This window comes from Bacillus cereus group sp. BfR-BA-01350 (assembly GCF_022663775.1).
Lineage (GTDB): Bacteria > Bacillota > Bacilli > Bacillales > Bacillaceae_G > Bacillus_A > Bacillus_A paranthracis.
Genome location: NZ_JAKUGD010000001.1, coordinates 547,881 through 560,325, shown reverse-complemented (window position 1 = coordinate 560,325; position 12,445 = coordinate 547,881). Strand labels below are relative to the sequence as shown.

Below are 12,445 nucleotides of genomic sequence, written 5' to 3'. Positions count from 1 at the left end.
AATGCCTCAAAGAACAAAATAGTTCTTTGAGGCATTTTTTAATAAAGTGAAACTCCTAGTTATTCGCCAAGTACCTTCTCAATCTCAACCTCTAAATCCACCGGCTTCGTTTGCGGTGCAAAACGCCCTACTACTTTTCCGTCTTTTCCAATTAGAAATTTTGTAAAGTTCCATTTTACTGCTTTCATACCGAGTAAACCTGGTGCTTGTTCTGTCATGTATGTATACAGAGGATGAGCCTTATCACCTTTTACATCAATTTTTGCAAACATTGGGAAGTTTACACCGTAGTTTAATTCACAAAAGCTTGTAATATCTGCTTCTGTACCTGGTTCTTGTCCTCCGAATTGGTTACAAGGGAAACCGAGTATTTCAAGTCCTTGTTCTTTATATTTATCATATACTTCTTGTAATCCTTTATATTGCGGTGTAAACCCGCATTTACTAGCTACATTTACAATAAGAAGTACTTTTCCCTCGTAATCTTTTAACGATTTTTCTTCACCTGTTATTGTTTTAGCTGAAAAATCATAAACTGTCATTGTCTTTGCCCCTCTCTTCACTATCATTCCATGTTTATACTATACTACATTCGTGAATTTACAGCTCTTATTACGTATTTTCTCCCCACGATTGTAAACGCTTTATTTCCGTTCGAAAATTCGACACAAATTACTAGACTTTTATGATGGAAAGTTTTACAATTAAATTGTGAACAAAATGTGACAGTTTATATTCTATTATTATAGAAAAGGATGGTGTTCAATATGAAAACTGCACAACATGAAACGATTTCAAATCGCGAGTTTTATTTCGTACTATATATGATGTTATTGTATGTGATTGGCTGGGTAATCGATGTAAATGGTTTATTTTTAAGCTCCTATTTTAATTTAGCTGGAGAAATTATGCTTCCATTAGTTGGCGGTATTGTTGGACTATTCGTTATGTCTATTAATAAACAACAAAAACAATAAGAACATTACAAAAAGGCAGAAGACGAAACTTTCGTTTTCTGCCTTTTTGTATTTTTGGCGTATAATAGTTACATACCGTATATAAGGAGTGGTAAAGATGAAAAAAGTAGAACAATTATCTTCTCACCTATATCTGATTGATGATTTTGATTTACAACATAATGAACGAACTGGTACGTACGTTTTATTAGGTGATGATATTACTTTAATTGAAACTTGTGCAGCCCCTTCTCTTCCGTATATTTTAGACGGCTTACAACAATTACATATTGATTTAAACGAAGTTAAAAACATTATCGTTACACATGTTCATTTAGATCACGCCGGTGCTGCTGGTTTAATGATGGAAAAATGCCCAAATGCTACTTTATATGTGCATTCTCGCGGTGCTCGTCATATGATTGATCCAACAAAACTCATTTTAGGTGCAAAAGCTGTGTACAAAGAAGATTTCGATAAACTATTTGATCCAATTCTTCCAATTGAAGAAGAACGTGTTCATATTGTACAACATGGTGATACGTTACAAATTGCCGAAGACCGCATCCTTACATTTTATGATACACCGGGACATGCAAAGCACCATATTAGCATTCACGATTCATTAACAAACGGTATTTTTACTGGCGATACAATTGGCATTTATTATAGAGAACTCGCAGACGTTGGTGTAGAACTATACCTTCCTTCAACGTCCCCTTCTCAATTCCAACCAGATGCGATGATTGCTTCTAAAAATCATATTCAAAGTATGAATGTAGATACTATTTATTTCGGCCATTACGGTGCATCATCCAATGTTACAGAAGTATATAAGCAACTAGAACATTGGTTACCTATTTTCGTTCATACTGGTAAAGAGGTCTTTGAAAAATATAATGATTTCGATGAGGCTACTAAAGCTTTGCAAACTGTATTAATGGATAAGGTCTCTTCTCACCTTACAAAGTTAAATGTTCCATCAGATCATTCCGTTTATAACATTTTACATCTAGATATAGAAATTAGCGCGATGGGCATTATAGATTATTTCACGAAGCAAGAAAAAGCAAACACCACTATTAAATAACCGTAAAAGAAGAGATATACAACAGTAGTTATTGTATATCTCTTCTTTTTTTTGAATATATTTTGAGTAAAGGATGGTGGAATATAATGCAAAAAGTGATGCTATACCTCTGCTTTACATTATTTATCGTCTTATTATTATTTGTCGGAGTGAAAATTCAATTTTATTTAGATACAGACGCACAAGTAAACTTTAACGTTTATCCAAGATTATTCTACTTTACACTCTTCCCTCTTATAGTCGGCATTTTATTACGATTCCTTCAATCTATTAATCGTGAAACAAGTAAACAAAACTGGCGCTTTCAACCGGATAAATTTATCGCCATTACTGTGCCTACACTATTCATTTCCTTTTCTCCAGCTCTACTCTTTTCACCAGTTGGTGCATACCTACCTTATATAACTAATATTATTCTTATCAATACAACTTTTGTTACGATAATTAGTTTAATAGCTGGCTATTCCCTTTTAGATTGTTTTATACAAAAAGATACTGTAAATATGAAAAAATATAATTGAGCACTCTTTTTTTGTTTCAATAAAAAAGCTCAAAGCTAAAGCATTGAGCTTTTTTACTTATCTCACCTTTTCGTCTACATACTCCATAAACTGCTCCGCTTTCATAAATCTTTCTTTATATGCCTCAGGTATTTCTTCTACTGGAATATGTAATATTTCTGCTACTTCTTCTTGAGAGTAGTCGTGTAAGTATCTTAAGATAATAACTTGTTTCAATTTATACGGTAATTTATGAATAAGTTCGATTAGCTTTTGATTTGATATTTTACTTACAACATCGTTAGAAAAATCAATTTGTACCGGTTTTCTTTGCTCTTCTGCTTTTTTTATAATTCGTAGTCGCATCCACCTCTTTCTTCTATAAGAGTGAATTTGTTTAATTACAAGTCCAATTAGCCAAGGACGAAATGGCTTCTCGCTATCATACTTACGAAGCGATTCATATAGCTGTATGTATATTTCTTGAACGACATCATCTACATCCGCTTTATCATCTATTAAAAAATGTGCTGTCTTATATACTTCGTGAATCGTTACATCATATAATTCGCTATACGCTTCTTTATTTCCTGATAAAGTTAATTGGATCAAATCTGTATACACTGTTTCATCCTTCATATACCACCCCTCCTTTGTCTTACACTTTATATTGGCAAGTAATCTATATTTCGTTCGATTTTTTTAAAAGTTTTTTATATAAATTAATATAATGATTCAATACGTTCATAAGCTTCACTTATAACCTTGCATAACTATTATATAATTTTCCAATTCCTGATAAAGATTTAAAATGATTTATATAGTCAAATTTAGGGGGATAAATAATGAAAGCTATCATTGTAACATCGTTCGGTGGTCCTGAAGTGATGAAATATACAGATGTGGATATACCGGCTATTTCAGAAGATCAAGTTTTAATTCGTGTTGTTGCTACGAGTGTAAATTTCGCTGATATTAAATCACGTTATGGCAAAAAAGGAACTAAAGCACTACCTTTTATTCCAGGGATAGATGCCGCTGGTATTGTAGAACGTGTCGGTTCTCATGTGAAAAATATTTATCCTGGACAACGTGTCATTGCTTTTCCTCAAAATGGATCTTACGCTGAATATGCTGTTGCAAATGAAAATCTTACTTTCGCATTACCTGATGAAGTCGATTTTCAAACTGCAGCAGCATGCCCTATCGTATCTTTCACAAGCTATAATTTACTCGCAAATGTAGCAAGGATTCAACAAGGTGAATCTGTACTCATTCATGCGGCGGCTGGTGGAATTGGCACTACTGCTATTCAACTTGCAAAACTATTAGGGGCGGGAAAAGTTATCGGTACTGTCGGAAGTGAAGCAAAAAAAGAAATTGCTTTAGATGCCGGTGCTGATTATGTAATTGGTCATCAAGATGAAGATTTTGTAGAGAAAGTCAATGAGCTGACAAATGGTGAAGGGGTTGATGTAATTTTAGACTCTATTTCTGGAACGGTTTCGGAAAGAAGTTTAAAATGTCTTGCTTATTACGGCCGCCTCATTCATTTCGGTAATGCAAGTGGTGAAATTGGCAATTTCCAAACGAAAGATTTACATGCAAGTTGCCGCTCTATACTCGGTTTTAGCTTTGGAACTACACGAAAAAAACGTCCTGAACTACTCCAAGAAACTGCAAATGAAGTATTCCGTTATTTGCGTGACGGACGTTTGCAAATCAGGGCTACGAAATCTTTTCCACTTCAAGATGCAGGGAAAGCACATGAATGGGTCGAAAGTAGAAAAAGTACAGGGAAAGTAATACTAACTGTTCAGTCCTCTTCCTGAAATGAATACTTGAAACCGAGGTGTCATTCATGGGATCACGAATTATGCATGCTATTATCGCTAACGGTATTGCCGAGAAATTATGTATTCAAGATAAAACTTCTTTCATACTTGGAGATGTAGCCCCTGATGCGGTTCATTCAGCAGAAGAAAAAGGAACTTCACATTTTTACGCAGGCACGACGAAAAACTATACGCGAAGGATAGATTTCAATTCTTTTTTTCAAAAATATAAAGTTCATATGAATTCCCCTTTTCTCTTAGGCTATTACACCCATCTCATTGCCGATGATAATTGGCTAAGTGGTTTTTTTCTACCTTGGCTAAAAAATAGAATAGAAAATGATGAAACAATCGCACCTATGTACTATAACGATTTTAAATTGTTAAATGCAAAATTGCTTCATCATTACGATAAAGAACAACAGCTCTTCTCTCTTCTCAATCAAGAGGCTCACATTGTGGATATTGAAGAGGTTTCTAAAGAAAATATTTTAGAATTTCGAAAGTATCTTTTTGAAGATATGTTGTATCCGGAGCAACATTTGCATGAAGACTTACAGGTGTTTACGTTTAATCAAATTGTCGGTTATATGGAAACCGCTATTGAAAAAGGAACATTTTTTATTAAACAACTTTCTCATGATAAATTCATTTCAATGATTTAATCCCCCTCAATATGTTTGAGGGGGATTTTCACATAGCAATATTATTATTTGTTCTTTTCCATAACCGCAAAATAATTTCCTTCACTATCAGCAAAGTTAAACACTTTACCAGAAGGCATAGTTACCATTTCTCCAACAGTAACATTTTTATTTGTTAAATCTGTATATAATTGATCAAGATTTTCTGAGAAGAACATTAAAGATGGTGTACCAAGATTCAATTCTGGGCTCATCTTAGAGATAACTTCTTTATTATGTAGTATAATGCTCGTTTCAGCACCGTTAGTTGGAGCGATTTCAATCCATCTCATTCCTTGTTTGTTATCTTCCTCTGCAACTACATGAAACCCTACCTTTTCCGTCCAAAAATTGACTGCCTCATCTTGATTATTTACATACAGCATAATTTGTCCGACCTTATGGATCATTACATTTCCCCCTAATGTTTTTTATATTCTAAGTAGGTTTCTACATGTACTATCATTATTCCTTTTGAGTTGGTATGTACTTCTTTGCAAAATTTATCGACTGACTCATCCCATCTAGTTCGTCAAAATAATCATTTCTTTCGATCATGTTATATCCATTGAATCCAATTTCATCTAATACTTTGAAGAATATATCGAAATCTACTTCACCATTTCCTACTGCTACTTCAATATACTTACTTGAACTATCGCTTTTCACTTTTGTACAATCTTTAATATGAGTTTGTACTATATAATCTTTTAATAACAATAAACCTTCTACCGGATTTTCATTTACATCACTAATTAAATTTGCTGGGTCAAAGTTAACCGCTAATCCTTTTGAATTTATATTTTCTATAAATCGCTTTAACACTATCGCTTTTTCAGATCCCGTCTCAATAGCAAAGAATCCTCCAAATCTGAATGCTAATTCCCCTATTTCATTACAAACACGTATCATTTTATCATAGTACTCACTATTTTCATCATCTGGGGTTTTCCCAATATGGGCTGTTACTATGTTAGCTCCTAACCTTAACCCTTTATCACTTGATTACAAACAAAAAAGACGTAACTACAAATAGTTACGCCTTCCACATTATTTATCTAGGCTTTTTCTTCCCAGTAAATGCTGGTTTCTTTTTCTTTGGTGCTTTCGGTTTCGTTTCTACAAATGATCCTTTGAACATTTCTTGCTTCGTAAATACGATACCTAGTTTTTTCGCAAATTGTAGTAATTTACGCTCTTCTTGCGGTGTTACAAGAGATACAACAGTTCCTTCTTTCCCCATACGTCCAGTACGTCCAGAGCGGTGAATATATTGGTCTACTGTGTCTGGTAATTCTAAGTGAATTACATGTGTTAAATCGTCAATATCGATACCGCGTGCTGCAATATCAGTAGCAAGTAGAATTTCTAATTTTCCTCCGCGGAAAGCACGCATCGTCGCTTCACGCTCTTGTTTACTTGCTTCTGCATGAAGAGCCGCTGCTTTCATTTTACGGAATTTCAATTTCTCTGTAATTTCGTCTAAACGGAATGGGTCGTTTAAGAAAGCAACTGCTTTTACATCGCCCATATGCATAATTCTTCTTACGTAATCATTTTTCTCGCGTCGCTCACAAATGATATACGTATGCTCAACTAAGCTTTTTGACTCTGCTCGTGTTACACGTACTAATTGTGGTTCAACTGCTAAATCACGTGCCGCATCTTCTGCAGCTTTTGTCATTGTAGCCGAGAAGAATACTAATTGACGATCGCGCATCGTAGATTTAATTACATCTTGTACAGCGCCCATCATCTTTTGTTTTACAATTTGATCAAACTCATCAAATACAATTGTTTTCACTTCATGCATTTTTAGCTTTTTCATACGAATTAATTCTAAAATACGTCCCGGTGAACCGACAATCACTCTTGGGTGTTTCTTTAATTTTTCTACTTGGCGCTTAATATCTGCACCACCAATTAAAGATGCACCTGAAATTTCAGTTCCTGCTGTAAACTTTTGAACCTCTTCATGAATTTGCATGACAAGTTCACGTGTTGGCGCTAAAACAACAACTTGTGGCTGTTTTACTTCAGGATTGATTTTATGTAAAAGGGGTAATAAGTACGCTAATGTTTTTCCTGTTCCAGTTGGAGATTCAGCTATAACGTCTTGTCCTTCTAAAATAGTTGGAATCGCTTGTTTTTGAATTTCAGTTAACTCCTTAAAACCAGCCTTCTCCCAAGCTTGTTGTAAAAATGGTTGCATATCTTTTATCATTTGTTTTTCTCCTTTATCTCTATTTTTGAAGAAAATGTTGTATTGTTCGCACCGTTTCTATCATGTGTGAAATAACAGCTATTAAATCATCAACATGGTCTTCTGTAATCGCTTTTTGAAATAGAACCTCTACCTTATTATGATATGAAATCGCTTGCTTATTATATTCGTATGAAAGTTTTTGCGTAATCATTCTTTCTTTTCCCCATATAGAATGCATGAAAGTTTCAATTTCTTCGCACATTACTTCTGGTTTTTCTATCGGGAATGAAAATGCTAACTTCATTTCGCATCCTGGTGTAAATTGTGGTACTTCTAATATTTCACCAGACAAGTTCTTTGCATCTACAGATAGTGAAAATGTTGCCTCTACTAACGGTTCGAATGCTTCTGTTAACTGAAATGAAATATGATATATACGACTTAATGAAGCAAGGTCCATCATATCTTTTCGATCTGTTACAAGAATATCTCCATGTAAATCAAAATCATATACAGCGCCTTCTACGATTACTTTTAAATTATCAAAAGCAGTTGGATCAAACATAATTCCCTCCAAAAAACAGGCGCCTTTCGATGGAAAGGCGCCACTTGATGTATATATAGTTTACAGATAAACGAGATGAATTACAACCTTTTAGAATAAACCTACTGCTTTTCCATCTTCATTTACATCCATTTGTAGTGCTGCTGGTTGTTTTGGAAGGCCTGGCATTGTTAACATTGTTCCTGTTAACGCAACGATAAAGCCTGCACCAATAGATGGTTTTAGCTCACGAATTGTAACGATAAAGTCAGATGGACGACCTAATTTCGTTGCATCGTCAGAAAGAGAGTATTGTGTTTTCGCCATACAAATTGGTAGGTTACTCCAACCTTCGCCTTCATATTGAGCTAATTGCTTACGTGCTTTCGGAGCAAATTCAATGTCTTTTGCGCCATACACTTTTTGAGCAATTGTACGAATTTTCTCTTCTAATGGTAATTCTAATTCATAAAGTGGTGCGTAGTTGTTTTCACCTTTTTCAATTTCTTTTAACACTTTTTCAGCAAGGTCAACTCCGCCTTGGCCACCTTTCTCCCAAACTTCTGTTAAGGATACCGCATAGCCACGCTCATTACACCATTCTTGTAAGTATGCAACTTCTGCATCTGTATCTGTAATGAATTTATTAATTGCAATTACGAAAGGCACACCGAAGCTTTGAATTGTTTCAACGTGCTTCTGTAAGTTCTCCATACCTTTTGCTAATGCATCTACATTTTCTTCTTTTAATTGATCTTTTGCTACGCCACCATGCATTTTAAGCGCACGAATCGTCGCAACAATAACAACTGCTTCTGGTTTAATACCAGCTGCACGAGCTTTAATATCTAAAAACTTCTCAGCACCTAAATCTGCACCAAATCCAGCTTCTGTAATAACATAATCACCTAATTTTGCTGCCATTGTTGTAGCGATAACACTGTTACAACCATGAGCGATATTCGCAAATGGTCCGCCATGAATGATAGCTGGTGTATTTTCTAACGTTTGCACTAAGTTTGGCTTTAATGCATCTTTTAATAATAATGTTAACGCACCTTCTACACCTAAATCTTTAACCGTTACAGGTTGATTTGCAAAATTATAAGCAACTACGATGCGTGATAGACGTGCTTTTAAATCTTGAATATCTGTCGCAAGGCAGAATACGGCCATAATTTCAGATGCTACTGTAATATCAAAACCGTCTTCACGCGGTACACCTTGAACCGGTCCACCAAGACCAATTACTACGTTACGAAGGGCACGATCATTTAAGTCAACACAACGTTTCCAAACGATTTTACGCGTATCAATTCCAAGTGTATTTCCTTGTTGGATATGATTATCAATAAACGCGGCTAACGCATTATTAGCAGTTGTGATCGCATGGATATCTCCAGTAAAGTGAAGGTTAATGTCTTCCATAGGTACAACCTGTGAAAAACCACCACCTGCTGCTCCGCCTTTTAGCCCCATCGTTGGTCCAAGAGATGGTTCGCGAAGTGCAATTACTGTTTTCTTACCAATTTTATTAAAAGCTTGACCTAAACCAACTGTTACTGTTGATTTACCTTCTCCAGCTGGAGTTGGGTTAATCGCTGTTACTAAAACAACTTTACCGTCTTTCTCATTCTGTAAGCGCTTAAAAATATCAAGAGATAACTTACCTTTATAATGCCCGTATGGCTCTAATTCATCTTCTAAAATATTTAAATCAGCTGCAATTTCTTGAATCTTTTTCATACTCGCTTCTTGTGCGATTTCAATATCGGATTTAACTGTTGTAGTAGTTGTCATATACCCTAGTCCCCCTTTAATTGGTTCTGATGATATTGTATCAGTTTTTTGTATTTTCTGCACTTATTTACCTCCTAAAAATTCTTTCATTTCTTTATGCTTTTTTAACATAAATACCCATAAGAACGTTAACGATTGTTGTAACTCTGTAGGAAGTTGACCTAACATCTTCTCATTTACTCCGCGCTTATATACACCGATACCATCTACAACTTTAAAACCTTGTTCTTTTGCTAACTGTTCAAATTCCCAAGGCATCATCGTATTACATACAACGTCTTTGCCGTATAAACGAGGATAACTGTTCTCTCTTGGCTTTGCTGTCGGCCCTAAAATTGCAATACATGCATACCCATCACTTTTTAGAACACGCTTTATCTCATTTAATGCTCGTAATGGCTCCTCGGTCCATTCTAAAGAATTAATTGCCATAATTGCTTCAAATTGTTCATTTTCAAATGGCAAGGAAGAAAGATCTCCTTTTATAAAAGATAAATCTGGTCCTTCTCCGCGCTCCTTCCCTTTTTGAATCATCACTTCTGATAAATCCACTCCAACTGCTTTATAGCCCGTGCGACTTAATTTATATGTACCGTATCCATCACCACAACCAACATCGAGCACCTCGGCTTCTTTCTTTACGTACTGTTCAAAAAACGGAATAATTGTACTCCTACTCCCGCTGTCCCACATCTCCTGACTATTTTGATTCCAAAACTCTGCGCTACTATCCCATTTCTTTTCTGCTGATTCATGCCAATTAAATTTCGTCATACATTCCCCTACCTTCACGCTTTATCACTCATTTCATTCTACATCATTTTCCAAAATTCCTGTTTTATCTTCATTAGGAAATGTACATGCTAATAAAGGAATCTTTATTCTCCAATTTTTGCTTTACTTGGGTTTAACTCATACTCATGTTCTTCTCTTTATGAAAGATAATATAAGTACACCCAATTGAAAGAGAGGGATGTACATGCGAAGAAAGAGAAATCATCATTTTAAAAGTGGTGAAAAAAACGAAGAGTATGCAGCTGAAATATCACCAGCTGGCATTCCAATTAGACATAAACGTAAAGAAATTGCAAATGAAATAGAAGGTACAAATACCGGTGCAATGATAGGCTATGTCGCTTTATTTCTTTCGCTTTTCTCCATTGCTTTTTATCCAGTTACACTCGGTTCTCTTGCGATTTTAGTTGGCTTATTAGCTGTCAATTTTGGAGCAAGAACACTTGGATATACAGCAATTGGTTTTGGTAGTTTTTCTGTTTTATTTACTTTACTTTATCCGCTTGCTTTGTCAGCGTTTTAAAAAAACACACCAAGTTATACTTGGTGTGTTCATTCGTGATACAACATAATATGACCGCATCCACAACAATGTTTCGCTGTAATTTCTTGAAACACTGGATAATTTTCTTCATCCCGATGCTCAATAAACACCTTTTCAAATCGATACATATTTGGTGCATATGCCCAATCTTGTTTCGTACGTGCGTATAATGTAGAAGAGAAAAACTCCTCACCGCCACAAACAATACATTCCTTTTTCATCAATACCCCTCCTATGCTTGTCTTACTTCATCTATATGAACATAAGCATAAGAAAAAGACCTTCTATTACTAGAAAGTCTTCTCTGAAACAAAAAGAAATGTACCAAACATTCCTACCCCGCTATATTCTCTCGTAACATCAGCTTCTGTTTTAAATGTTTGCTTTACAGTCATAAAGAATACACCATTTCGTGCATCTGTACTTTCAAATTTTAGTTTTTCTTTTTTACCATCTACATTTTGTGTGCATTCAAAACTACCCTCGTCACATTTCAATGCATACTTATCTTCTAGATACAATTTAAAATCTGATTCTTTCGGACAAGTGATAAGTAAAATTGCCACAAGAATAATACTTACAATACCCACAATTGTATAATATTTCTTCATTTGTACTCCTTTCAAAAGACAAGAAAACTTGACTGCATGCGCCAAGTTTTCTTAGTCCACAACCCATTGCCACTCTTGTTCTTTCTTATCAAAAATAAGCCAACCAGTCTCTGTTGCTTCTTCTTTCAATTCATCGATATTATCTAGTACCTCATCCGTACTTTCATACGAACCGACTACATAAACTGGAATTTCAAGACCCCTTCTTGACTCAATTTTCCCTGCCAGATCAATATAAAGACCATCTTCCATTAATGGAATAAGCCCCATAATCACTTCTTTTGAAATTGCTGGGAAAATTTTTGATTTTTGGAAGAAAGAAAAACGTTTCTTACCGAAAGCACCGAGTTTATAAGGAATGACTTTACTTAACATCCCTACAAAGTCTGCAATTCTACGATAATACACTTTGTTGTACCATCCGTCATCATGTGAAAAATAAACAAATCTATTTTTCAATAACGGAAAGAACGTTCTTGCAAGTGGTTCTTTTTTGTGAGCCAAATATAAAAGCTCTGCAATTTCTTTTGGCTCTAGTTCATCTAAATCGCTTGCATCATCAAAATCTACCCAACAAAATTCATCAAATTCATCAATCTCTGCTTGAATTAACTTATGTATATTTTCTTCCTCAACATATTCAAATAAAGTATGATAATGAAAATCTGTCCATTCAAAGTTATGCTTTAAAAGCAACACTTGATGAAGCGGTGAAGGGATGTTACTTGCAAACTCTTTAAACGTAATTCCTGATGTAATAAAACAATGACCCCGACGATTACCATTAATATATATCATATTCTTTACTTGGTCAGATCCTCCAGACAAAGCACCTAGCCACCTTCGTTTTATATGTTTCAATTCTATAGCATATTTTAACA

Annotated in this window: 16 protein-coding genes and 1 pseudogene; 6 read left to right on the top strand and 11 right to left on the bottom strand. The window is 34.9% G+C overall.

Features of this window, described 5'->3' with window-relative positions:
• Nucleotides 1-59: 59 nt before the first annotated feature.
• Nucleotides 60-542: a glutathione peroxidase gene (bsaA, locus tag MR147_RS02875; protein WP_000219438.1), complete on the bottom strand. Its 483-nt coding sequence runs from the start codon at nucleotides 540-542 to the stop codon at nucleotides 60-62.
• A gap of 225 nt (nucleotides 543-767) precedes the next feature.
• Between bsaA and MR147_RS02870 the strand changes: the two genes are divergently transcribed.
• The 3 genes from MR147_RS02870 (at nucleotide 768) to MR147_RS02860 (ending at nucleotide 2,567) form a co-directional block, all read left to right on the top strand.
• The gene (locus tag MR147_RS02870; RefSeq protein WP_000844977.1) at nucleotides 768-977 is read left to right on the top strand and encodes a DUF3925 family protein; all 210 of its coding nucleotides are present in this window, start codon (nucleotides 768-770) and stop codon (nucleotides 975-977) included.
• A 97-nt stretch (nucleotides 978-1,074) separates the two neighbouring features.
• Nucleotides 1,075-2,046, top strand: coding sequence for an MBL fold metallo-hydrolase (locus MR147_RS02865; RefSeq protein WP_242303619.1), 972 nt, complete (start codon nucleotides 1,075-1,077; stop codon nucleotides 2,044-2,046).
• An 86-nt stretch (nucleotides 2,047-2,132) separates the two neighbouring features.
• Nucleotides 2,133-2,567 carry a hypothetical protein gene (locus MR147_RS02860; RefSeq protein WP_062821427.1) on the top strand — a complete coding sequence of 145 codons (435 nt, stop codon included), beginning with the start codon at nucleotides 2,133-2,135 and terminating at the stop codon, nucleotides 2,565-2,567.
• 57 nt (nucleotides 2,568-2,624) lie between these two features.
• Here MR147_RS02860 and MR147_RS02855 read toward each other — a convergent pair whose 3' ends face one another.
• The gene (locus MR147_RS02855) at nucleotides 2,625-3,185 is read right to left on the bottom strand and encodes a DUF3600 domain-containing protein (protein WP_074606027.1); all 561 of its coding nucleotides are present in this window, start codon (nucleotides 3,183-3,185) and stop codon (nucleotides 2,625-2,627) included.
• Nucleotides 3,186-3,391: 206 nt separating this feature from the next.
• On the opposite strand from MR147_RS02855, the gene MR147_RS02850 reads away from it, so the two are divergent.
• Entirely contained in the window at nucleotides 3,392-4,378 is a 987-nt protein-coding gene (locus MR147_RS02850; protein ID WP_074606025.1) for a quinone oxidoreductase family protein, read from the top strand.
• 29 nt (nucleotides 4,379-4,407) lie between these two features.
• Nucleotides 4,408-5,046, top strand: coding sequence for a hydrolase (locus MR147_RS02845; RefSeq protein WP_242303618.1), 639 nt, complete (start codon nucleotides 4,408-4,410; stop codon nucleotides 5,044-5,046).
• A 44-nt stretch (nucleotides 5,047-5,090) separates the two neighbouring features.
• Here the strand turns inward: MR147_RS02845 and MR147_RS02840 are convergent, their stop codons facing one another.
• The 6 genes and pseudogenes from MR147_RS02840 to MR147_RS02815 form a co-directional block, all read right to left on the bottom strand.
• A complete protein-coding gene (locus MR147_RS02840; RefSeq protein WP_074606021.1) occupies nucleotides 5,091-5,474 on the bottom strand; it encodes a VOC family protein in 384 nt (127 codons plus the stop codon).
• A 55-nt stretch (nucleotides 5,475-5,529) separates the two neighbouring features.
• Nucleotides 5,530-6,066 (bottom strand): annotated as a pseudogene (locus MR147_RS02835) (sugar phosphate isomerase/epimerase family protein); the annotation flags it as partial.
• Between the two features lie 52 nt (nucleotides 6,067-6,118).
• A complete protein-coding gene (locus tag MR147_RS02830; RefSeq protein WP_000588613.1) occupies nucleotides 6,119-7,288 on the bottom strand; it encodes a DEAD/DEAH box helicase in 1,170 nt (389 codons plus the stop codon).
• Nucleotides 7,289-7,307: 19 nt separating this feature from the next.
• Complete coding sequence (locus tag MR147_RS02825) at nucleotides 7,308-7,835, bottom strand: hypothetical protein (RefSeq protein ID WP_242303617.1); 528 nt, start codon at nucleotides 7,833-7,835, stop codon at nucleotides 7,308-7,310.
• 90 nt (nucleotides 7,836-7,925) lie between these two features.
• Complete coding sequence (locus MR147_RS02820; RefSeq protein ID WP_001985392.1) at nucleotides 7,926-9,614, bottom strand: formate--tetrahydrofolate ligase; 1,689 nt, start codon at nucleotides 9,612-9,614, stop codon at nucleotides 7,926-7,928.
• 63 nt (nucleotides 9,615-9,677) lie between these two features.
• Nucleotides 9,678-10,388, bottom strand: a complete 711-nt coding sequence (locus MR147_RS02815; protein WP_074606017.1) for a class I SAM-dependent methyltransferase — start codon at nucleotides 10,386-10,388, stop codon at nucleotides 9,678-9,680.
• A gap of 205 nt (nucleotides 10,389-10,593) precedes the next feature.
• On the opposite strand from MR147_RS02815, the gene MR147_RS02810 reads away from it, so the two are divergent.
• The gene (locus MR147_RS02810; RefSeq protein WP_001253199.1) at nucleotides 10,594-10,932 is read left to right on the top strand and encodes a hypothetical protein; all 339 of its coding nucleotides are present in this window, start codon (nucleotides 10,594-10,596) and stop codon (nucleotides 10,930-10,932) included.
• 29 nt (nucleotides 10,933-10,961) lie between these two features.
• On the opposite strand, the gene MR147_RS02805 is transcribed toward MR147_RS02810, so the two are convergent.
• The 3 genes from MR147_RS02805 to MR147_RS02795 all read right to left on the bottom strand — a co-directional run bounded on the left by MR147_RS02805 (nucleotide 10,962) and on the right by MR147_RS02795 (nucleotide 12,392).
• A complete protein-coding gene (locus MR147_RS02805; protein WP_000711202.1) occupies nucleotides 10,962-11,174 on the bottom strand; it encodes a hypothetical protein in 213 nt (70 codons plus the stop codon).
• A 69-nt stretch (nucleotides 11,175-11,243) separates the two neighbouring features.
• A complete protein-coding gene (locus MR147_RS02800; RefSeq protein WP_076869868.1) occupies nucleotides 11,244-11,564 on the bottom strand; it encodes a hypothetical protein in 321 nt (106 codons plus the stop codon).
• Nucleotides 11,565-11,615: 51 nt separating this feature from the next.
• Nucleotides 11,616-12,392, bottom strand: a complete 777-nt coding sequence (locus MR147_RS02795) for an oxalate:formate antiporter (protein ID WP_000014090.1) — start codon at nucleotides 12,390-12,392, stop codon at nucleotides 11,616-11,618.
• Between the last annotated feature and the right edge of the window lie 53 nt (nucleotides 12,393-12,445).

Coding starts and splice junctions, on each gene's coding strand:
- MR147_RS02825 (WP_242303617.1), bottom strand. CDS start 7,835: ATGTTTGATCCAACTGCTTTTGATAATTTAAAAGTAATCGTAGAAGGC.
- MR147_RS02845 (WP_242303618.1), top strand. CDS start 4,408: ATGGGATCACGAATTATGCATGCTATTATCGCTAACGGTATTGCCGAG.
- MR147_RS02805 (WP_000711202.1), bottom strand. CDS start 11,174: ATGAAAAAGGAATGTATTGTTTGTGGCGGTGAGGAGTTTTTCTCTTCT.
- MR147_RS02810 (WP_001253199.1), top strand. CDS start 10,594: ATGCGAAGAAAGAGAAATCATCATTTTAAAAGTGGTGAAAAAAACGAA.
- MR147_RS02840 (WP_074606021.1), bottom strand. CDS start 5,474: ATGATCCATAAGGTCGGACAAATTATGCTGTATGTAAATAATCAAGAT.
- bsaA (WP_000219438.1), bottom strand. CDS start 542: ATGACAGTTTATGATTTTTCAGCTAAAACAATAACAGGTGAAGAAAAA.
- MR147_RS02800 (WP_076869868.1), bottom strand. CDS start 11,564: ATGAAGAAATATTATACAATTGTGGGTATTGTAAGTATTATTCTTGTG.
- MR147_RS02830 (WP_000588613.1), bottom strand. CDS start 7,288: ATGATAAAAGATATGCAACCATTTTTACAACAAGCTTGGGAGAAGGCT.
- MR147_RS02850 (WP_074606025.1), top strand. CDS start 3,392: ATGAAAGCTATCATTGTAACATCGTTCGGTGGTCCTGAAGTGATGAAA.
- MR147_RS02815 (WP_074606017.1), bottom strand. CDS start 10,388: ATGACGAAATTTAATTGGCATGAATCAGCAGAAAAGAAATGGGATAGT.
- MR147_RS02865 (WP_242303619.1), top strand. CDS start 1,075: ATGAAAAAAGTAGAACAATTATCTTCTCACCTATATCTGATTGATGAT.
- MR147_RS02860 (WP_062821427.1), top strand. CDS start 2,133: ATGCAAAAAGTGATGCTATACCTCTGCTTTACATTATTTATCGTCTTA.
- MR147_RS02820 (WP_001985392.1), bottom strand. CDS start 9,614: ATGACAACTACTACAACAGTTAAATCCGATATTGAAATCGCACAAGAA.
- MR147_RS02870 (WP_000844977.1), top strand. CDS start 768: ATGAAAACTGCACAACATGAAACGATTTCAAATCGCGAGTTTTATTTC.
- MR147_RS02855 (WP_074606027.1), bottom strand. CDS start 3,185: ATGAAGGATGAAACAGTGTATACAGATTTGATCCAATTAACTTTATCA.